The sequence below is a fragment of the Cognatilysobacter lacus genome, assembly GCF_008274655.1.
Taxonomy (GTDB): domain Bacteria; phylum Pseudomonadota; class Gammaproteobacteria; order Xanthomonadales; family Xanthomonadaceae; genus Cognatilysobacter; species Cognatilysobacter lacus.
The window spans coordinates 1-20,066 of the sequence record NZ_VTRV01000042.1; the positions used below are offsets into that span (position 1 = coordinate 1).

Genomic DNA, 20,066 nt, shown 5'->3' on the forward strand with positions numbered 1-20,066 from the left:
CACCGCGAGCGCTGCGCTGGCGACCAGCCACGCGGCATCGAGCGCAACGCGCGCCTCGCCGCGCGCCAGTACCTGCGCGATCCCCTGGAGCACGTCGCCGGCCCACGGCGCCATGGCCCAGACCTGGTGCGACGCGTCCAGCGCATAGCGCCCGTTGCGCAGCAGCTGCCAGGGCAGACCAAGGTGATAGGCGAGGTCGTCGTACTGCAGCGTGGGCAACCATGCGCCTGCCGACGCAAGGCCTAGCGCGAGCATCGCGGCGGCGGCGATGCGTGGCGATGCATCGACGGCGACACGCAGCCCGCACGCGGCGTCCACGAGCGCCGTTCGCACCACGCGCCGCCGCAGCACCACTGCGGCGACGAGCAGCGGCGCATATATCCACGCGCGATGCACCGGCAATGGCAGCAGCCAGCCGAGTCCGCCAGCGATCAGCGCACAGCCGACGACGAACGCCGTCGCCATGTCGTCGACCAGCAATGTGCCGATCGCGACCGCGCCCGCACCGAGCAAAAGGGTCGCCAGCACCGGCAGCGGGCCGGCCATGACGCACAGCGCCGCGAGCCCGACGATGCCGATCGCCTCGGCCAGTCGCACCCGCGCCACGCGCCGCACGAGCCACGCCAGAAGGCACCAGAAGACGGCCAACAGCAACATCTCGCCGACGCGGGCGAGGGGCACCGCCTGCCACATGCGATGTACGAAGAGCCCGGCGACGCACGCGAGCAGGCCCGCCTCGACGAGGCGGCGCTGCAGGGAGACGCCGGGCGCCGGGGAATCGGGATCTCTGTACACGCGGGCATCGTAGAGACTCGACGCAGCAGCAGCACGTGTTCGCGCCCGCGGACGCGGCGGAGGCGTCGCAAGAATGTGGTCCGCGGCGCCTGCACACGCAGGGAACGCCGCCCACCCCGCTAGAATCGCCGCGTCCCTCGCCTGCCGGAACCGCCATGACCGCCCCCCTGCACGTCGTCATCCTCGCCGCGGGCGAAGGCAAGCGCATGCGGTCCGCGTCGCCGAAGGTGCTGCAGACGGTGGCCGGCGTGCCGATGCTGCAGCACGTGGTCGATACCGCGCGCGCGCTCGCACCGGAAGCCATCCATATCGTCTACGGCCATCACGGCGAACGGGTTCGCGAAGCGTTCGTCGGGCAGTCCGACCTGGACTGGGCCGAGCAGGGCGAGCGCCTGGGCACGGGCCACGCCGTATTGCAGGCGATGCCGCAGGTGGAGCAGGACGCGCGCGTGCTGGTGCTCTACGGCGACGTACCGCTGATCCGCGCGGAAACGCTGGAGCGGCTGCTCAAGGCCGACGGCCGCCTCGCGATGCTCGCCGCCGAGCTCGACGACCCGACCGGCTACGGTCGCGTGATCCGCGACGCTGCCGGCAAGGTCGCGCGCATCGTCGAGCAGAAGGATGCGACCGACGACGAACGCGAACTGGGCACCGTCAACACGGGCATCCTGGTGTCCGACGCCGCGCCGCTGCAGCGCTGGCTGGCGCACCTGTCGGCCGACAACGCGCAGGGCGAGTACTACCTCACCGACGTGTTCGCGGCGGCCGCCGACGAATTCGACGCGGCGGAGATCGTGCTGGTCGACGACCCGCAGGAAGTCGAAGGCGCGAACGATCGATGGCAGCTAGCGCAACTCGAGCGCGCGTTGCAGCGGCGCCGCGCACGCGCGCTTTGCGTCGCCGGTGCGCGGTTGGCGGATCCCGCGCGTTTCGACCAGCGCGGCACGGTGCGCATCGGCATGGACGTGGAGATCGACGTCGACGTGATCCTCGAAGGCGAGGTCGAACTGGGCGACGGCGTGCGCATCGGGCCCTTCTGCCGCCTGAAGGACGTCACGCTTGGCGCCGGCACGGAAGTGCGCGCGCACTGCGATCTGGAGGGCGTGGTGGTCGAAGGCGCGGCGCAGATCGGCCCATTCGCGCGCCTGCGGCCCGGCACGGTGCTGGCCGATGGCGTGCACATCGGCAACTTCGTCGAGACCAAGAACACGGTGATGGGCGTTGCAAGCAAGGCCAATCACCTGAGCTACGTCGGCGACGCCGTCGTCGGCACGCGCGTCAACATCGGTGCCGGCACGATCACGTGCAACTACGACGGCGCGAACAAGCACCTCACGACCATCGAGGATGCCGTGTTCGTCGGCTCGAATTCATCGCTGGTGGCGCCGGTGACGCTGGGCAAGGGCGCGACGATCGGTGCAGGTTCGGTGATCACCAAGGACGCACCCGCCGGCGAATTGACCCTGGCCCGTGCGCGGCAGGCCTCGCTCGAAGGCTGGCACCGCCCGGTGAAGGAACCGAAGTAACGGGGCGGGTTTGCGGCCTTGCTACGGCAAGGCTTGGGGCGACCTCCGCGTCCCCGATGAGTCGCCTGCCGAACCCGTGCGCGCCAAGTCCTGCGATCAGGCTGCCGCAGATCGCGAGCCGTGCTCAGCCCGCTACGGCACGAACGCAGTGCCGGGCCGCGGCCCCTGCCTCCCACCGCGCGGCTATGCCGGAAGCATGATCGACACGCAGAGCCCGCCGCCGTCGCGGTTGGCGAGCGATACGCTCCCGCCGTGCGCTTCCGCGATCTCGCGCACCAGCGCCAGTCCGAGCCCGGTTCCGTTGCGCTTGGTCGAGTAGAACGGCAGCAGCGCATTGGCCAGGACGGCTTCGTTCATTCCCTGGCCGCGGTCGAGTACATCGATTCGCCACGTGTCCGGCAGACGCCGCAGCACGAGCTCAACGCCTTCGTGCGCGGATCCGGATTCATGCGCGTTCTTGAGCAGGTTCAACAGCGCCTGCTCCATCTGCGCGACATCGATGCGAACCACGCCCTCGACGCCTGCTGCGCCCACGAACGCGACCTGCGAACGTAATTGCTCGACGAAACACGACCACTCCACCGGCTCCAGCCGCGGCGCCGGCAGTTTCGCGAAGCGCGCGTAGTCGCGAATGAAGCCTTCGAGATGGCGCGCGCGCTCCTCAATGGTCGCGAGCGCGACCGGAAGCTTCTCGTACTGGCCGCGACGCAACAATTCGGCGCCCGAGTGCGCGAGCGACGCGATCGGCGCGAGCGAATTGTTGAGTTCGTGGGAGATGACGCGGATGACCTTCTTCCACGTCTGCACTTCCTGCCGACGCAGCTCGGCGGTGAGCTGGCGCAGAAGCACCAGCTCGTGGCGCCGTCCGTTGAGCCGGAACCGGCGACGGGACAGGTGATAGATCTCCTCGTCGTCGCCGTCGCCGACGCTGAACATCGCGTCGCCGCCGCGCTCGAATGCGTCGCGCAAGGGCTCTGGCGCGTCGGCGAGCAGGGCATCGAACATGCGACCTTCGAGGCGTCGACCTTCGCCCAGCATGCGGCGCGCCGCCAGGTTCGCGTGCGCCACGTGGCCCGAAGGCCCGACCAGCACCATCGCGACCGGCGTGTTCTGCACCATCGTGTCCAGCAGCAGTTCGCGCTGTACCAACGCGACGCGCTGTTCGCGTAGCACGTCGCCGAGTGCGTTGTGGCTGTCAACCAGCTCGCGCAGCTCGCCCTCACCCTCCCAGGTGAGGCTGAAGCTGAAATCGCCGTCGCGATAGCTGGCGACAGTCCCGGCGAGCGCGCGATACAGCGAATGCATCGGCGCGAGCAGCTGGCGGACGTGGAAGGCCAGCAGCGGCAGATCGAGGACCGCGGCCATCAGGACGGACAGCGCAATGTGGTGCAGGACGAATCGCTGCAGCAGCATCGCGACGCTCGCAACCAGCAGCGCATGCAGCGCCGCCACGGCGGTGAATGTGAGCGTCAGCGGCAGGCGCTGCAGCAGGCGCATGACGTCAGGCCGAGTGGGGTCGAGGATGGACGCGGCGCGGCCGGGTCGAGCGGCGCGATACGCACCGGCGTCCTCACGAACGCGCGATCCCGAGGCGGTCCATGCGCCGGTACAGCGCCTGGCGGCTCAGGCCGAGCTCCGCTGCCGCCTGCGCCACCACGCCGCCGTGGCGCGCAAGCGCGGACTCGAGCGTGGTGCGGTCGGGTTCGTCTTGGCTCGCGATCGCCGGTTGCACGGCAGGCAAGCCAAGGTCGGCGGCATCGATAGCATCCCCGCGCGCCAGCAGCGCGCCGCGCTGCACCACGTTGCGCAGCTCGCGCACGTTGCCCGGCCATGCGTGCGCGAGCAGTGCGCCCTCGGCGTGCGCCGAGAAGCGCTTGCCGGGGGGAAGGAAGCATCGCGCGAGAGGCAGGATGTCGTCGGGCCGCTCAGCGAGCGCCGGCACGCGAACCTCGACGGCGTTGAGCCGATAGAAGAGGTCCTGGCGGAACTGGCCCCGCTCGATCATCGCCGGCAGGTCCGCATTCGTTGCGCTGACCACGCGCACCTTGACCGTGCGTTCGCGATTGCCGCCGAGCCGCTCGAAGCGCCCGGTCTCCAGCACGCGCAAGAGCTTCACCTGCCCCGCCGCCGACAGCGTGCCGACCTCGTCCAGGAACAACGTGCCGCCATCCGCGGCTTCGAACTTGCCTTCGCGCGCGCGCGTGGCCCCCGTGTACGCGCCGACCTCGGCGCCGAACAACTCGGCTTCGATCAGCTCGCCCGGCAACGCGCCGCAGTTGAGTGCCACGAACGGGCCGGCCTTCACGGTCGAGTTCGCATGCACGATCTCCGCGAACCGCTCCTTGCCCGCGCCGTTGGGCCCCGTGATCAGCACCGGAAGCTCCGAACGTGCCACCTGGCAGGCAAGCGAGAGCGCGGCTTCCGTCGTCGCGTCGGCGAACACCACGCCGCGAAGGTCGAACTCGCGGGCGAGCGCGTCGCGGCGGCGCTTTTCCGACTGCAGCCGGCGCGCGATTTCCTGCCGTGCCTGCGAGAGTTCCAGCAGGTTGTTGACCGACGCCAGCAGCTTGCGGTCGTCCCACGGCTTGCCGAGGTAATCGGCCGCGCCGGCGCGTACCAGGTCGACCGCCGCCTCGAGGTGCGTCCACGCCGTCAGCAGGATCACCGGCAGGTCCGGATGCCGTGCGCGGATCTCGGCGAACAGCGCACGCCCTTCCTCGCCCGACGTAGTGTCGGCGTGGAAGTTCATGTCCTGCACCACGAGGTCCACCACCTCGCGGTCGAGCACCGCGAGGCCGGCCTGCGGCGACGTCGCGCTCACGGTATCGATGTCGTGCAGCGAGAACAGAACCTCGAGCGCGGTGGCGACCGACGGGTTGTCGTCGATGACGAGCACGCGCGCCATCAGTGCATCGCCTCGCGGTGGGCCGCGCCGGGAATGGCGCGGCGGTGACAGTCGGACATGGATTCCCCTGCGTGCATCAGGCGCTGCGCGTGGCGATCGCCGGCGGGACCGCGGCCGCGCGCGACGCCGGCCCGTACACCGCCAGTATGCCCAAGCCCCACAGCGTGAGCATGCCGTAGCCCAGGTAGGCCAGAGGAAGGCGCGGCAGTTCAAGCGTGCTCACCAGCAGCTGGTTGAGCGCCAGCGCCAGCGCGATGCCGATCACCACGCCGACGGTGCTGATCATCGCGTTCTCGACCAGGAAGTAGCGAAGGATGTCGACCTTGCGTGCGCCCAGCGCACGCCGCACGCCGATCTGCTTGCGACGCTGCGTGACCCACAGGCTCGCGAGGCCGACGATGCCGCTGCCCGTCACCAGCAACAGGCCGATGGTGACCGCGATCAACATGCCGGCCACGGCGTGCTCGCCCTGGTAGCGGCGGGCGCGGATCTCGTCGGCGCTGCGGTTGGTGATGAGCACGCGGTCGTTGCGCAGCTTCACCAGCGCATCCTCGGCGGCGCGCATCACGCGGTCGCGCTGCCCGGGGGCGGTGCGCACCGCATAGCTGCCCTGGCTGACGACCTGGCGCACCGGGATCACGAAGCTGCTGTAGGCATTGTCGCTGCGCTGCGCGAACGGCGTCATCAGCCTGTCGACGATACCGACCACGCGCATCGGCACCGCGTCCGAGCCGCTGCCCAGGCTCACCGACTTGCCGACGAACGAGGTCGCGTCCGGCCAAAGCTTCTTCGCCATCTGCTGCGTGAGGATCACGCTGTCGGCGCCGAGCTGGCCCTTGTCCGGATCCACGGTGCGCACGTCGTCGGGCGTGAAGTCGCGGCCCTCGATGATGCGCACGCCGAGCGTCTGCGCCAGCGTGTCCGGCGTGAAGTACGTCGCGCCGTTGATGCCCGACGATGGATCCTGCGGCGTCGTGGTCAGGCCGAGCGCCCAGCCGTTCTGCGTCATCGGGTACTGGTTGATCCAGCCGGCGGCGACCACGCCCGGGATTGCGCGCAGCACTTCGACGTCGCGCTTCTGCATCGCTTCCTTGTCGGCCATGTCGCCGATGCCGTTGAAGGCGATGTAGAAGGAGTTCGCCTCGTCGATGCCGGTCGGGCGGTTCGCGCGGTCCACGCGGTCCTTCACGATGTACAGCGCGTTGGCGATGATCGCGAGCGTGAGCGCGATCTGCGCGGCGATCAGCACGGCGCCGGTCTTGCTGCGTAGCAGCGAGGAAAGAATGGGACGGATTTCCATGGCGTTCTCCGCTTACTGCGACTTGAGCTGGACTGCGGGGCGCACCTGGCAGGCGCGCCAGGTGGGCAAAAGGCCGGCGAGCAGGCTGGCGACGAGCGAGAGCCCCACGGCCGTGGCGAACATCACCCAGTCCATGTGCGCCACCGCCTTGATGTCGTCGGACTGGCGCGACATGAGCCACAGCACGCCCAGCGTCAGTGCGATACCGAGCGCGCCACCGACGGCGCCGACTACGCCCGATTCCGTGAGGTACTGCTTGAACACCTCGATACGCGGAGCGCCCAGCGCGCGACGCACGCCGATCTCGCCGCTGCGCGCGGTGAACTTGGCCAGCAGCAGGCCGACGACGTTGACCAGGCACACCAGCAGGAAACCGAACGCCAGCCACGTCTGCAGGCGGCTGTCGTCGCTGACGACTTCGCGCTGCGCCAGCCACTGCATCACGTCATAGAGGCGGTTGTTGAGAGGACGTTCGAAGCGGCCGAGCTTCTTCTGCTCGTTGACGTAGTTGTCGAGGTACTGCGCATACGCCGCGCGGTCACCCGGCTTGGCGAGTTCGACCCAGAACTGCACCCAGACGCATTCGGAGTCCATCAGGCCCTGGTAGCCCGGCTTGATCTCGCCGTTGACGTTGCATTCCACGCTGCCGTTGGGATCCATCTCGCTGGCGATGGCCGTGTTGAACGGCAGGAAGATATCCTCGGCCGCCAGCGTATCGCCGCCGATCAGCCGATAGAACTTGGGCAGCGGCGCCCATTTGCCGATTACGCCCGTGATGCGGAAGTCGCGGTTCTCGAAGCGCAGCGTGCGACCGACAGGATCTGCATTGCCGAACACGCGGTCGGCCAGCTTGCTGGAGATCACGGCGACGTTGCCGCCACGCGTGTCGTCTTCCCGCGCCCAGGCGCCGCCGCTGCGGAAGGGGACGTCGAACATCGAGAAGAAGTCGGTGTTGACGGCCAGTCCGTCGGTGAGTTCGGGACGTGCGTCGGCCTTGCCACTGCTGACGGCGCCTCCGACCCCGAGGATGGCCGTCGAATGCGCGCTGCGGCCCGAGGCATGCAAGGCCATCGCATCGCGGTAGGTGAGCTGCGTCGGCGGGTCCTTGCTCGGGTTCGGCTGGTGGAGCGGCGCGTTGTCGAGCAGCGGCACGAACAGGCGGTCGGACTTCTGGGGAATCGGATCGCCGCTCATCGCGTGCAGCAGGGTGAGCGAGGACATGCTGGCGGCAACGCCGACGGCGAGTGTCAGCACCATCAGCGCGGTGAGCACCGGGTTGCGCCGCAGGTTGCGGACGCCGAGCTTGAGGTAATAGGCGAACATGGCGGCGGCCTCAGGCGGGCGTCTGCGCGGCCGGGTTGGCGACCGCATGCAGCGTGGGCGCCACGCTGATGTCAGTCACCAGCCCGTCCATGATGTGGATGTTGCGTTGCGCGCGCGCGGCCAGTTCCGGATCGTGCGTCACCATCACGATGGTCGCGCCCCGCGCATTGATTTCCTCCAGCAACTCCATGACGCCGCGCGCCATCTGCGAGTCGAGGTTGCCGGTGGGCTCGTCGGCGAGCAGCAGGCGCGGGCTGCCGGCGAGCGCCCTGGCGATCGCGACGCGCTGCTGCTGGCCGCCCGACAGTTCCGCGGGGTAATGCTTCATGCGCGACGAAAGCCCCACCTGCGACAGCGCCTCTTCGATGCGGCACCTGCGCTCGGCCGACGGCAGGCCGCGATAGCGCAGCGGCACGTCGACGTTGTCGAACAGGTTGAGGTCCGGGATCAGGTTGAAGCCCTGGAAGATGAAGCCGATCTTCTCGTTGCGCAGCTTCGAACGCTGGTTGTCGTTCAGGCCGCGCGTGTCGACGCCGTCCAGCACGTACTCGCCACCGGTGAAATCCTCCAGCAGGCCGGCGATGTTGAGGAACGTGGTCTTGCCCGAGCCCGATGGGCCGGTCACGGCGACGAACTCGCCCTCGCGCACGTGGATGTCGAGCCCGCGCAGAGCGTGCGTCTCGATCATGTGGGTTCGGTAGACCTTGCTGAGCTGGGACATGCGGAGCATCGGGAATTCCTTCGCTGCGGATTACTGGGAAAGGGTGACTTTTTCGGCGTCGCCGAACAGGTCGCTGCCGGCCACGACGATGCGATCGCCCGGCTTGGCGCCGTCGAGGATCTCGACCGCGGAAATGCTGGTGGCCCCGACGCGCAACGGGCGCTTGGTCGCGCTGCTGCCGTCTACGAAGTAGGCGTAGCGCCCGCCACCGCTGTCGACGAATGGGCCGCGCTCGACCATCAGCACGTTAGGACGTTCCTCGATCAGCACGCGCGCGGTGACGCGCTGGTTCTGCCGCAGGCCCGGCGGTTGCCTGCCGTTGGCGAACCGCACGCGCGCGAGCACCTGCCGGTTCACGACTTCGGGCGAGATCGAGGAAATGGTCGCGTTCGACGTCGTCGCGCCCACCTGCACCTGCGCCGTCATGCCGAGTCCGAGGTCCTCCGCATACGTCTCGGGGACTTCGAGTTCCACTTCGAGCCGCGACAGGTCGACGACGGTGAGCAGCGCCGCATTCGCGGGCACCACGGCGCGGTCGGCCACGAGCGTGGTGCCGATGACCCCGTCGATCGGGGCGCGCACGTTCAACTCGTCCACGCGACGCACCGCCTCGGCCACGACCAGCCGCTGCCGTTGCGCTTCCTCCGCGCTGGTCTGCACGCTGAAGCCGGCGCTGGTGCCGGTCAGGCGCGCGGCCTGGATGGCATTGCGCGAACGGATCTGCGAGGTCTTCAGCGCATCCTGCGCGCGCAGGTAGTCGATCTCGGCGAGGGCGCCGCCCTTGAAGCCGCGTTCGATGCGCTGCAGGTCGCGCTCGGCCGACTGCAGCGCGATCTGCGCCTCGTCGGCTTCCTTGCGCGCGTCGAGCCGCGAGCGCGAGGCCGCGATGCGTGCCGTGCCGGTCTGCGATTCGAGCTGCTGCAGCGTCGAACGCTCCCGCGCCAGTTCGCTTTCCAGTTCCGGTGAAACCAGCCGCGCGAGGATGTCGCCCTTCTTGACCGTGTCGCCGGCGTGCTTCTCGAACACGACGGTCGAGGCGACGGGCGCATACAGCGTGGGGCTCACCGCGGCCACGACGCGCCCGTTGACCGAGGCGTCGCGCACGAACATGCCGCGCGTCACTGTCGCGATCCGCAGCCGCTGCGCATCGACCGAACGCGAGCCGGCGAAGCGCGCCGCGACACCGAACGCCAGCACCAGCGCGACCGCCGCCACGCCCCCGATGGCCAGCAGGCGCCGCCGGCCGCGGCCCGGCGGAGCGGTGGAAACGTGGACGTCGTGCTCGGAGGTATCGCGGATGGCCATGGAGACTCTGCGGAGATGAACCGTTGCAGTGGCTGTACGCAGGCAACGTGCCAACCGTAAGCCATTGATCCGCAAGGGGCGCGGCGGGGCGGACAGCGTCCGCGGACAGCCGTCGTGTCCGCTGTCCGGACAGCCCGGCCGCTACACTGGGCGCCTTAGCGAAGGAGCAGTCCATGTGCGGCATCGTCGGCGCGATCGCGGATCGCGATGTGGTTCCCGTCCTGATCGACGGCCTCAAGCGGCTCGAATACCGGGGCTACGACTCGGCCGGCATCGCCGTGATCGACGGCGACGACGTGCGTCGCGTGCGCCGCACCGGTCGCGTCGTGGAGATGGAAGCCGCGGCGCGGCAGGAAGGTTTCCACGCGCACCTCGGCATCGGCCACACGCGCTGGGCGACGCACGGCGGCGTCACCGAGAGCAATGCGCACCCGCACATCAGCCACGGCGTGGCGCTCGTGCACAACGGCATCATCGAGAATCACGAGCAGCAGCGCGAGAAGCTGCGCGCGATGGGCTACGTGTTCGAGTCGCAGACCGACACCGAGGTCATCGCGCACCTGATCCATTCGTTCCTCGCCCAGGGCGCCGACCTGCTCGCCGCCGTGCAACAGGCGGTGGGTGAACTGCACGGCGCGTTCGCACTGGCGGTGGTCAGCCGCAAGGAGCCCGACCGCATGGTCGCGGCGCGCATGGGGTGCCCGTTGTTGATCGGCCTGGGCGAGGGCGAGAACTTCATCGCCAGCGACGTGTCCGCGATCATCCAGGCCACCCGCCGCGTGATCTTCCTCGAGGAAGGCGACACCGCCGACGTGACGCGCGCGAGCGTGCAGGTGTTCGACGCCAGCGGTGCCCCGATCGACCGCGGCGTGCATGTCTCCGACGTGTCGCTGGCATCGCTCGAACTGGGCCCGTACCGGCACTTCATGCAGAAGGAGATCCACGAGCAGCCGCGCGCGGTGGCCGACACGATCGAAGCGCTGATCGACGCCGGCGCGTTCGTCGCGGAGCTGTTCGGTGACGATGCGGCCGAGGTGCTGCGCGATGTCGAGGGCGTGCAGATCCTCGCCTGCGGCACCAGCTACTACGCGGGCCTGACGGCGCGCTACTGGATCGAATCGATCGCGAAGCTGCCGTGCACCGTCGAGATCGCCAGCGAATACCGCTATCGCGAAGCCTTCGCCAACCCGAAGAACCTCATCGTCACCATTTCGCAGTCGGGCGAGACGCTCGACACGATGGAGGCGCTCAAGTACGCGAAGTCGCTCGGTCACACGAAGACGCTGTCGATCTGCAACGTGCCGGAGAGTGCGATCCCACGCGCGAGCAGGCTGGTCTATTACACGCGCGCCGGTGCGGAGATCGGCGTGGCATCGACCAAGGCGTTCACCACGCAACTCGTCGCTCTGTTCACGCTGACCTGCACGCTCGCGCGGCTGCAGGGGCGCCTCGATGAAACGCAGGAGGCTGCGCACATCGATGCCCTGCGTCAGTTGCCGGGCAGCATCCAGCACGCGCTGAACCTCGAGCCGCAGGTCGCGGTGTGGAGCGACCGTTTCGCGCCGAAGCAGCACGCGCTGTTCCTCGGCCGCGGCGTGCACTACCCGATCGCGCTGGAAGGCGCGCTCAAGCTCAAGGAAATCTCCTACATCCACGCCGAGGCGTATCCCGCCGGCGAACTGAAGCACGGGCCGCTCGCGCTGGTCGACGAATCGATGCCTGTCGTCGTCATCGCCCCGAACGACGCGCTGCTGGAGAAGGTGAAGTCCAACATCCAGGAAGTGCGCGCGCGCGGCGGCGAGATGTTCGTCTTCACCGACGCCGACAGCCACTTCGGTGAGTCCGAGCAGGTGCACGTGATCCGCACGCCGCGCCATGTCGGCGTGCTGTCGCCGGTGGTGCATGCGATCCCGGTGCAGTTGCTGGCCTACCACGCGGCGCTCGCACGCGGCACCGACGTCGACAAGCCGCGCAACCTGGCGAAATCCGTCACGGTGGAATGACCTTCGGCGGATCGCGGCTACCCGCTATCCGTGCGACGCTCCGGCGAACCACACCGGAGCATGGCCATGGCCGCAGGCGTCGCAGCAGCAGTCGGACGGGAACGCAGGCGCGTGGTCGAAGCCCTGCGTGCGGCGGGAGCGACCTCGGCACAGCAGGCGGTATCCGCGGACCGCGTCGGGCATGTGCGCTTCCACGTGATCGCACGCCTCGAAGCGCGCGGCGTGATCCACCGCACCGACGACGGCCGCGTCTGGCTCGACGAAGCCGCATGGGAGGTCTTCAACGCGCGCCTGCACCGCATCGCTTTGGTGATGGTCGGCGTCGCGCTGGTCGCGATCCTCGTCGCCGCCGGGATGTCGCTGCGCTAGGGCTTGACTCTGACGCGACGTCAGCCCCGAAGCTGCGCTGGACGGATGGAGCGATGCAAATGCGCCGCACGGTGAAGCAACTGGCGAAAACCTCGGGGGTCAGCGTACGAACGCTGCACCACTACCACGCGATCGGGCTGCTGGTGCCGGCGGAAGTGGGCAGCAACGGCTACCGCTACTACGGCCGCGCGCAGCTGCTGCGCCTGCAGCAGATCCTGTTCTTCCGCGAGCTCGGCTTCGAACTCGCGCGGATCGCAACGGTCCTCGATGCGCCCGGTTTCGAACTCAAGGCCGCCCTGCTCGAACACCGTTCGCATTTCGAGGAACGGCTCGGCCAACTGCATCGCCTCATCCGCACCATCGACCAAACGGTCGCAACCCTGGACGAGGACAACGCAATGAACGACCACTCACTTTTCGACGGCTTCGACGCGGCAAGGCAAGCCACCTACGAGGCCGAAGTGAAGCGGCGCTACGGCGCGCACGGCGAGCGCGGCATCGAGCACGCGCGTCGCAGCATGTCGACGTGGACCGCGGACGACCGCACCGCATTCATCGACGAACTCCGCAGCATCGAGGCCGGGCTCGCGCAGGCGATGGCCGATGGCGAGCCCAACGATTCGCCGCAGGTGCACGCGCTGCTCGATCGCCATCGCGCCTGGGTCGGGCGCAGCTGGCCGAAGCCGCCGGACGCAGCGGCATATGCAGGCCTGGCGGACATGTATGTCTCGCATCCGGACTTCGTCGCGCGCTATGAAGCGATCGGCGCCGGTTTCGCGGACTGGCTGGCGTCGGCGATGCGGGACTACGCGAGCTCCCGGCTGGGCTGAAGATGATTGCGACGCGGGAGCCACGCCGTACGGGTACGCGGCGGCGTGGTTCGCCGCCCCGCAACGCGTGGCTCCCGACGTTGCCGCGCGCGGACGGGCGCAGAGGGCGGGTAATTTTCTCGATACTGTTTCAGCAGACACGGCGGCACGGCGCAGGCTGCTCAACGAAACGACGCGATCGGTTAGTCGGCGCTTGAAGGCGGGTGCAGCGCGCCGTGGAAGCGCGGATCGAGCGAGTCGCGCACGTCGCGTTCGACGACCGCAAGCACTCGCTCAAGGCCATCGGGGGTGCCGAGCAGCCGGCGCGGCGTGTCGCCCAGTTCGGGCAGCGCGGTATCGAGGAAGCGCTGCACGCGTTCGGCGGACCCGAAGACGTCGCCGAGTGCGCGATGCAGCCGCACCAGCCGTAGCGCACGCAACCCCTGCATGGACTCGGGGTCGAGCATGGAGCGGTGGCCCAGCAGCTGGTCGACGACGCCGGCATCGGTTGCCAGGATGAACTGCAACAGCTGGCCGTCGAGATCGAGGGTCCGGCTGGCACGCAGCGTGCTGTGCGTCAGCTCGTGCGCAGAGGCGCGGCCGTCGAGCACGTGCATTTCGGAACGGTCCCCCATGGGCAAAGCGTGCGAGCGGCGAAATGAGGACGGCGTGTAGACGGGATGTCACCCGTCCCGCCGCCGGAGGGTGCCGGTGGGCGTGTCCGACCTGTGCGAATCGGTTGCGCGATCGGCCGGCGAACTGCAACCTTGCGTCGCGCCCGGCCCCGGCGTGTAGGCGCCCAGGCAACGCGCGGCGACCAACGCGGTCGCGACACCGCACCCTCTAACGTGGCTCTTTTTGCGGAGTACCGACCATGAGCCCGACCTTCCCCCACCGCCGGCTCGGCCAGGGCCTGAGCGTTTCCGCGATCGGCCTGGGCTGCATGGGCATGTCGGATTTCTACGGGCCGAGCGAGGAAGCCACCAACATCGCCGTTCTCGACCATGCATTGGATCGCGGCATCGATTTCCTCGACACCGCCGACATGTACGGCGTCGGAGAGAACGAGCGGCTGCTTTCGAACGTGCTCAAGCGTCGTCGCGCCGACGTCGTGCTGGCGACCAAGTTCGGCAACGTGCGCGCGCCGGATGGCCGCATGCTGCGAATCGATGGCTCGCCCGCATACGTGGCCGAAGCCTGCGATGCGAGCCTGGCGCGGCTGGGTATCGACACGATCGATCTCTACTACCAGCACCGCGTCGACCCGACCGTGCCGATCGAGGACACCGTTGACGCGATGGCGCGGCTGGTCGAGGCCGGCAAGGTGCGTCACATCGGCCTGTCCGAGGCGTCGGCGACCACCATCCGTCGCGCGCATGCGGTGCATCCGATCACTGCGGTGCAGAGCGAGTACTCGTTGTGGTCGCGCGATATCGAGACCGACGTGCTGCCCACCTGCCGCGAACTCGGCATCGGATTCGTGGCCTACAGCCCGCTCGGGCGCGGCTTCCTCACCGGCGCGCTGCCGGCGGCGCAGGCGCTGGCGGCGGACGACGCGCGCCGCAAGCATCCGCGCTTCCAGGAAGAGAATGCGGCGCGCAACCAGTCGTTGGTCGAGGCGGTGAAGGATCTCGCGCAGGCGCGCGGCTGCACGCCGGCACAACTGGCGCTGGCCTGGCTGCTCGCGCAGGGCGAGGACATCGTGCCGATTCCCGGCACGCGCAAGGTCGAGCGGCTCGACGAGAACGCGCAGTCGGCATTCATCACGCTGGATACGAACGAGCTTGCGCGCATCGACGCCGTGCTGGACGCAAACCCGGTGGCCGGCACGCGGTATCCGGCGGACGGGATGGCCAAGGTAAACGTCTAGCGATCGCGGCCCCGCGAGAGGCCTAGAATCCGCGCCGGGGACACGGAGCGGCACGATGGCGGGGGCGCTGAGGATCGCGGTGATCGGGTACGGCACCGGCGGCCAGGCGGCCGCGGTGCTGTTGTCGCGCGACGGCCACCGTGTCGAGGTATTCGAACGCGCGCCGGCGCCAGGGCCGGTGGGCGCGGGCTTCCTGCTTCAACCGGTCGGCCAGTCGGTGTTGTGGGAACTCGGCCTGCTGGCGCAGGCGCTGCACCACGGGCGCCGGATTGCGTCGTTGTACGGGGAGACACCCGCGGGCCGTCCGGTGATGGACATGCGTTATGCGGACCTCGACGCGCGCCTGTTCGGGCTCGGCCTGCAGCGCGGCGCATTGTTCGAACTTCTCGACGCGGCCTGGACGACGCATCGCTGCCTGCACGCGGGCGTCGACATCGTGGACCTCGACCCGGCGAGCGGGACGCTCACGGCAGCCGACGGGCGTCGCTTCGCGGGGTTCGACCTGGTCATCGTTGCAGACGGCGCGGCCTCGCGTATGCGAACGCGCGTTGCGAAGGCGACGCTCGATCGCCCGTATCCGTGGGGCGCGCAATGGTGCCTTGCGCCAGCGCGCGGCTGGGCGCACGCGGACGTTCTCCACCAGCGGTATGTGGGTGCACGACGGATGGTGGGGGTGCTTCCGGTCGGAACGCGTCCGGGCGATGCCGTGGCGAAGCTCAGTTTCTTCTGGAGCCTGCCTGCCGCCGCGCTGGATCGCACCGATGTACCGAGCCGCGAGTGGCGCGAAGACGTCGCGCGCGTGTGGCCGGAGGCGTTGGAGACGCTGGCGGATATCGACGCGCCGGCGGCACTCGCCGGCGCGCGCTATCGGGACACCGTGCACCGTGAGTGGCACGCCGGCCGCGCCGTGCTGCTGGGCGATGCGGCGCACGCGATGAGCCCGCAGCTGGGCCAGGGCGTGAACATGGCGCTGCTGGATGCTCTGGTGCTGCGCGATGCCCTGCGCAAGCGTGAATCGATCGAATCATCGCTGTCGCACTATGCAGCGCAGCGCCGCGCGCATCTTCGCGCATACCACTTCTGGAGCCGCGCGCTGACGCCGCTGTTCCAGTCGGAACGCGACGGTTGGGCGCGCGTGCGCGATCTCACCTTCCATCCGCTGTCTCGGCTGCCCGTCGCACGCGGCCAGATGCTGCGCGTGCTCAGCGGCACGCGCCGCGGCTGGTGGTCGACGATGCGGCTGGAACCGGGCTTTCTGGAAGCGCTCGAACGGTCGGCGCCGGATTCGCAAGCGCACGCCGTGGCGGCTGGCTGAGCGGCGTAGTCCCGGCGTAGTCGCCGCCTCAATGGAAATCGCGCGAACTCGTGGCCAGCGGCCCGAGCAGCGCATCGAGGTTCTCCAGCCGTTTGGCGATGACGTGCTGCACGCCATCCTGCGATTCGACGTGGCCGTGGATCACCAGCAGTCGCGACTCCAGCAAGGCGCGGCGGTACTGCTCAGCCACCTGCCGCCAGACCACGGCGTTCACCAGCCCGTCCTCGTCCTCGAGCGTCAGGAACGTCACGCCGCTCGCGGTCTGCGGGCGCTGGCGCAACGTGACGAGGCCGGCGAAGGCGACGCGTCGGCCGTTCGGCAAGGCCTTCAGGTCACGCGACCGCACGCAACGGCGCTTGCCCAATGCGCTGCGCAACAGCGAAAGCGGATGTCGCCCGAGCGTCAGGCCGAGCGTGTCGTAGTCGGTGCGCACGTCGTCCTCGACACTCGGCAGCGGCAGCGCGACCGGCGCTTCCGGCGTTTCGGCCTCGAACAGCGGGCGCTGCGCCTCCACGCCGGCGACGGCCCAGCGCGCCTTGTGGCGATGGCCGAGCAGGCTCTTGAGTGCACCCGCATCGGCGAGCAGGCCGCGTTCGCGGCGGTCGAGGTCGGCGCGCAGGCAGAGATCGGTGGCGTCGGTGAACATGTCCAGTGCGCGCGCGGCCTCGATGCGGCGCGCACACGTTTCCGACAATCCATCAATCTGACGCAGGCCGAGCCGCAGCGCGGGTTGTTTCGAAAGGTCGGCCGGCTCGCCGCGGAACTCGAGCGAGCAATCCCAGTCGCTGTAGCGGATGTCGACCGGCCGCACCTCGATGCCGTGACGGCGCGCGTCCTGCACGATCTGGCTCGGCGAGTAGAAGCCCATCGGCTGCGAATTGAGCAGCGCGGCGGCGAACGCGGCGGGCTCGTGGCACTTGAGCCAGCAGCTCATGTAAGTGATCAGCGCGAAGCTCGCCGCATGCGACTCGGGAAAACCGTAGCTGCCGAAGCCCTTGATCTGCTCGAACACGCGCTCGGCGAAGTCGGCGGCGTAGCCGTTCTTCAGCATGCCCTCGACGATGCGCTGGCGATGGTGTTCCATGCCGCCGTGGCGCTTCCACGCGGCCATCGAGCGGCGCAGCTGGTCGGCCTCGCCCGGCGTGTAATTGGCGGCGACGATCGCGAGCTGCATCACCTGCTCCTGGAACAGCGGCACGCCGAGCGTGCGCTCGAACACCGCGCGCAGCGCTTCGGACGGATACGTCACCGCCTCCTCCGAATTCCGCCGGCGCAGGTAGGGATGCACCATGTCGCCCTGGATCGGGCCGGGCCGCACGATCGCGACCTGGATCACCAGGTCGTAAAAGGTTTTCGGCTTCAGCCGCGGCAGCATCGCCATCTGCGCGCGCGATTCGATCTGGAACACGCCGAGCGTGTCGGCAGGCTGGATCATCGCGTAGGTCTTCGGGCATTCGGGCGGGATGTCGGCCACCGTCATGTCGCGCCGTCCCGACTTGCGCAGCAGCTCCACCGTCTTGCGCACGCAGGTGAGCATGCCGAGCGCGAGGCAGTCGACCTTCAGAAGGCCCATCTCGTCGAGGTCGTCCTTGTCCCACTGGATGATCGTGCGGTTGTCCATCGCCGCGTTCTCGACCGGCACCAGCGTGGACAGCGCGCGCTCGGAGATCACGAAGCCGCCCGGATGCTGCGAGAGATGCCGCGGCATGCCCATCAACTGCCCGGTGAGCACGATCACGCGCTGCATCACCGGCGAATCCGGGTCGAAGCCGCGCTCGCGCAGGTATTCGGGCATCGGTGCGGACGCCGTCCAGCGATCCATCGTGCGTGCAAGCTCGTCGATCTGGTCGGCCGGCAGCCCGAGCGCCTTGGCGACGTCGCGCACCGCGCTGCGGCCGCGGTACTGGATGGCCACTGCGGTGAGCGCGGCACGGTCGCGGCCGTACTTGTCGAAGATGTACTGCAGCACTTCCTCGCGGCGTTCGTGCTCGAAGTCGACATCGATGTCCGGCGGCTCGTTGCGTTCGCGCGAGACAAAGCGCTCGAACAGCATCTGGATCTGCCCGGGTCGCAGCTCGGTGATGCCGAGCACGTAGCAGACCGCCGAGTTCGCCGCCGAGCCGCGCCCCTGGCAGAGGATGTCCTGCGAGCGCGCGAAGCGGACGATGTCGTGCACGGTGAGGAAGTAGGACTCGTAACCGAGCTCGCCGATGATGGCGAGTTCCTTCTCGATCAGCTCGCGGGTGGCGCGCGCGTTTTCGGGCGTGTCGTACGGATTGGGACGCGTGGTTTCGTTGCAGGACGGCGCGGCACCCGCTTCACATGGAACCTGCGTGCCGCCCGCCGCGGTGTCGATGCGGTAGGCGGGTTGCCCTTCGCGTACGGCCATCGACCCGGGCTTCGACGTCGCTACGCGTGAATGCATGCTCCGCCCCAGTGCGGACCGCATCGCTTCGTCGTCGTTGGCCGCCGGGTGCGCGTCGAGGCGGATGACCTCCGGCACGGCGACATAGGCACCGCGAAGCGCGGCATCGCAGGTGCCCGACGCAGCATCGGCAGCGGCCGCCGTCGACAGCGTGCAAGGCGGCATGGATGCATGCGCCGCACTGCACGGAAACCGCCAGCGCAGCCCGTCCTCCACCAGCGCGCGCAACCGTGTCGCGGGCGTCTCGCCGTCGGGCACCAGTTCGCGTGGGTACTGGTAGTCGAGCTTATCGAGGCTGAAACGGCAGCGGTCGGCAATGCGCACCGACTCCTCCATCAACGCCGCCGGATACAGCGAGGCCAGCGCCTGCCGCGTGCGCAGGTGGTGCTCGCCGTTGGGAAACAACGCGTAGCCGGCCTCGCCGAGCGGCGTGCGCAGGCGGATCGCGGTCATCGTGTCCTGCAGGGCGCGACGCTTGCGCGCGTGCATGTGTACGTCGCCGGCCGCCACGGCCTGCATGCCGAGCCGGCTGGTGGTCACCAGCAACTGCTGCAGGCGCGCGGTGTCGTCGGGCCCGCGGTGCAGCTCGACGGCGAGCCACGTGCGCTGCGGGAAGCGTGCCTGCAGCCAACGTGCCTGCGCTTCGTCGGGCGTGGCGTCGGGCAGCCACAGCGCGAGCAGGCCGTCGAGCGGTCGGTCGAAGTCCTCCGGCAGCGCGCGGTACGTGCCCTTCTTCGCGCGACGCCGCGCTTGCGTGATCAGCCCGCACAGCACTTCGTAGCCCGAGGCGTCCTCCACCAGCAGCACGCAGCGCAGACCGTTGTCCAGCCGGAATTCGCTGCCGACGATCAGCGGCAATTCGAATTCCTTCGCCGCCTGGTACGCGCGCACGATGCCGGCGAGCGAGCATTCGTCGGTGATCGCGAGCGCGCGATAGCCCTGCTGGCGCGCGCGTGCGAACAGTTCCTTCGCCGTCGATGCGCCGCGCTGGAAACTGAAGCACGACAGGCAGTGCAGCTCGGCGTAGGCGGGCATGCGGTTCATGGCACGCGCCTCACCCGAACCACCCGTGCACCATCATCCGGTCCGGCATCGGCGGCGACGGCAGGTCGTCGTCGACCAGGCAGAACGCCCAGATGCGCTGCCCGCGCGCGGTTTCGACGAGGTAGTAGTCGCGACGCATGTCGTCGTCATCCCACCAGCCGCTCTCGATGCGTTCGGGGCCGGCGAGGATGCGCACGCAGCGGTCCTGCAGCGGGATCGGGCGCGGCAGCAGCCAACCGGGGCGCGGCACCGTCGGTACGCGCGGCGGCGCGGTGGCGACGGCACCACCGATCGCATGCTCGGGGCGATGGTCGGCGCGCCAGCCGAGCCCGCCGACCGCGTCGTCGCCCAGGCGT

15 protein-coding genes and 1 pseudogene are annotated in these 20,066 nt (G+C 69.2%); 6 read left to right on the plus strand and 10 right to left on the minus strand.

Annotated elements, in window-relative coordinates; translation table 11 throughout:
• Positions 1 to 795 (minus strand): hypothetical protein (locus FW784_RS05615; RefSeq protein WP_149352375.1); only part of this gene is annotated, 795 nt, incomplete at its 3' end.
• A gap of 155 nt (positions 796 to 950) precedes the next feature.
• Here FW784_RS05615 and glmU point away from each other — a divergent pair.
• A complete protein-coding gene (gene glmU / locus FW784_RS05620) occupies positions 951 to 2,321 on the plus strand; it encodes a bifunctional UDP-N-acetylglucosamine diphosphorylase/glucosamine-1-phosphate N-acetyltransferase GlmU (protein ID WP_149352376.1) in 1,371 nt (456 codons plus the stop codon).
• Positions 2,322 to 2,504: 183 nt separating this feature from the next.
• Here glmU and FW784_RS05625 read toward each other — a convergent pair whose 3' ends face one another.
• The 6 genes from FW784_RS05625 to FW784_RS05650 form a co-directional block, all read right to left on the minus strand.
• Entirely contained in the window at positions 2,505 to 3,818 is a 1,314-nt protein-coding gene (locus FW784_RS05625; protein WP_187770692.1) for a sensor histidine kinase, read from the minus strand.
• A gap of 73 nt (positions 3,819 to 3,891) precedes the next feature.
• On the minus strand, positions 3,892 to 5,226 hold the full coding sequence (locus tag FW784_RS05630; RefSeq protein ID WP_149352377.1) for a sigma-54-dependent transcriptional regulator: 1,335 nt from the start codon (positions 5,224 to 5,226) through the stop codon (positions 3,892 to 3,894).
• A 76-nt stretch (positions 5,227 to 5,302) separates the two neighbouring features.
• Entirely contained in the window at positions 5,303 to 6,526 is a 1,224-nt protein-coding gene (locus FW784_RS05635) for an ABC transporter permease (RefSeq protein WP_149352378.1), read from the minus strand.
• Between the two features lie 12 nt (positions 6,527 to 6,538).
• Entirely contained in the window at positions 6,539 to 7,849 is a 1,311-nt protein-coding gene (locus FW784_RS05640) for an ABC transporter permease (RefSeq protein ID WP_149352379.1), read from the minus strand.
• Between the two features lie 10 nt (positions 7,850 to 7,859).
• Positions 7,860 to 8,579, minus strand: a complete 720-nt coding sequence (locus FW784_RS05645) for an ABC transporter ATP-binding protein (RefSeq protein WP_149352380.1) — start codon at positions 8,577 to 8,579, stop codon at positions 7,860 to 7,862.
• Between the two features lie 21 nt (positions 8,580 to 8,600).
• Entirely contained in the window at positions 8,601 to 9,875 is a 1,275-nt protein-coding gene (locus FW784_RS05650) for an efflux RND transporter periplasmic adaptor subunit (protein ID WP_149352381.1), read from the minus strand.
• 173 nt (positions 9,876 to 10,048) lie between these two features.
• On the opposite strand from FW784_RS05650, the gene glmS reads away from it, so the two are divergent.
• The 3 genes from glmS (at position 10,049) to FW784_RS05665 (ending at position 13,077) form a co-directional block, all read left to right on the plus strand.
• On the plus strand, positions 10,049 to 11,878 hold the full coding sequence (gene glmS / locus FW784_RS05655) for a glutamine--fructose-6-phosphate transaminase (isomerizing) (protein WP_149352382.1): 1,830 nt from the start codon (positions 10,049 to 10,051) through the stop codon (positions 11,876 to 11,878).
• Between the two features lie 66 nt (positions 11,879 to 11,944).
• Positions 11,945 to 12,247, plus strand: a complete 303-nt coding sequence (locus FW784_RS05660; protein ID WP_149352383.1) for a hypothetical protein — start codon at positions 11,945 to 11,947, stop codon at positions 12,245 to 12,247.
• Between the two features lie 53 nt (positions 12,248 to 12,300).
• The gene (locus FW784_RS05665; protein WP_205123564.1) at positions 12,301 to 13,077 is read left to right on the plus strand and encodes a MerR family transcriptional regulator; all 777 of its coding nucleotides are present in this window, start codon (positions 12,301 to 12,303) and stop codon (positions 13,075 to 13,077) included.
• 182 nt (positions 13,078 to 13,259) lie between these two features.
• Here FW784_RS05665 and FW784_RS05670 read toward each other — a convergent pair whose 3' ends face one another.
• A complete protein-coding gene (locus FW784_RS05670) occupies positions 13,260 to 13,691 on the minus strand; it encodes an MbcA/ParS/Xre antitoxin family protein (RefSeq protein WP_149352384.1) in 432 nt (143 codons plus the stop codon).
• A 239-nt stretch (positions 13,692 to 13,930) separates the two neighbouring features.
• Between FW784_RS05670 and FW784_RS05675 the strand changes: the two genes are divergently transcribed.
• The gene (locus FW784_RS05675; protein WP_149352385.1) at positions 13,931 to 14,926 is read left to right on the plus strand and encodes an aldo/keto reductase; all 996 of its coding nucleotides are present in this window, start codon (positions 13,931 to 13,933) and stop codon (positions 14,924 to 14,926) included.
• 55 nt (positions 14,927 to 14,981) lie between these two features.
• Entirely contained in the window at positions 14,982 to 16,241 is a 1,260-nt protein-coding gene (locus tag FW784_RS05680; protein WP_149352386.1) for an FAD-dependent oxidoreductase, read from the plus strand.
• Between the two features lie 28 nt (positions 16,242 to 16,269).
• Here the strand turns inward: FW784_RS05680 and FW784_RS05685 are convergent, their stop codons facing one another.
• Together FW784_RS05685 and FW784_RS14285 are read right to left on the minus strand one after the other, a co-directional pair.
• Positions 16,270 to 19,701 (minus strand): error-prone DNA polymerase, encoded by a 3,432-nt coding sequence (locus FW784_RS05685; RefSeq protein WP_425481591.1) that lies wholly within the window; start codon positions 19,699 to 19,701, stop codon positions 16,270 to 16,272.
• Positions 19,702 to 19,720: 19 nt separating this feature from the next.
• Positions 19,721 to 20,066 (minus strand): annotated as a pseudogene (locus tag FW784_RS14285) (DNA polymerase Y family protein); the annotation flags it as partial.

Bases quoted from the DNA above. Each gene is read 5' to 3' on its own strand.
- glmU (WP_149352376.1), top strand. From the start codon at position 951: ATGACCGCCCCCCTGCACGTCGTCATCCTCGCCGCGGGCGAAGGCAAG.
- FW784_RS05625 (WP_187770692.1), bottom strand. From the start codon at position 3,818: ATGCGCCTGCTGCAGCGCCTGCCGCTGACGCTCACATTCACCGCCGTG.
- FW784_RS05630 (WP_149352377.1), bottom strand. From the start codon at position 5,226: ATGGCGCGCGTGCTCGTCATCGACGACAACCCGTCGGTCGCCACCGCG.
- FW784_RS05635 (WP_149352378.1), bottom strand. From the start codon at position 6,526: ATGGAAATCCGTCCCATTCTTTCCTCGCTGCTACGCAGCAAGACCGGC.
- FW784_RS05640 (WP_149352379.1), bottom strand. From the start codon at position 7,849: ATGTTCGCCTATTACCTCAAGCTCGGCGTCCGCAACCTGCGGCGCAAC.
- FW784_RS05645 (WP_149352380.1), bottom strand. From the start codon at position 8,579: ATGCTCCGCATGTCCCAGCTCAGCAAGGTCTACCGAACCCACATGATC.
- FW784_RS05650 (WP_149352381.1), bottom strand. From the start codon at position 9,875: ATGGCCATCCGCGATACCTCCGAGCACGACGTCCACGTTTCCACCGCT.
- glmS (WP_149352382.1), top strand. From the start codon at position 10,049: ATGTGCGGCATCGTCGGCGCGATCGCGGATCGCGATGTGGTTCCCGTC.
- FW784_RS05660 (WP_149352383.1), top strand. From the start codon at position 11,945: ATGGCCGCAGGCGTCGCAGCAGCAGTCGGACGGGAACGCAGGCGCGTG.
- FW784_RS05665 (WP_205123564.1), top strand. From the start codon at position 12,301: ATGCAAATGCGCCGCACGGTGAAGCAACTGGCGAAAACCTCGGGGGTC.
- FW784_RS05670 (WP_149352384.1), bottom strand. From the start codon at position 13,691: ATGGGGGACCGTTCCGAAATGCACGTGCTCGACGGCCGCGCCTCTGCG.
- FW784_RS05675 (WP_149352385.1), top strand. From the start codon at position 13,931: ATGAGCCCGACCTTCCCCCACCGCCGGCTCGGCCAGGGCCTGAGCGTT.
- FW784_RS05680 (WP_149352386.1), top strand. From the start codon at position 14,982: ATGGCGGGGGCGCTGAGGATCGCGGTGATCGGGTACGGCACCGGCGGC.
- FW784_RS05685 (WP_425481591.1), bottom strand. From the start codon at position 19,701: ATGCCCGCCTACGCCGAGCTGCACTGCCTGTCGTGCTTCAGTTTCCAG.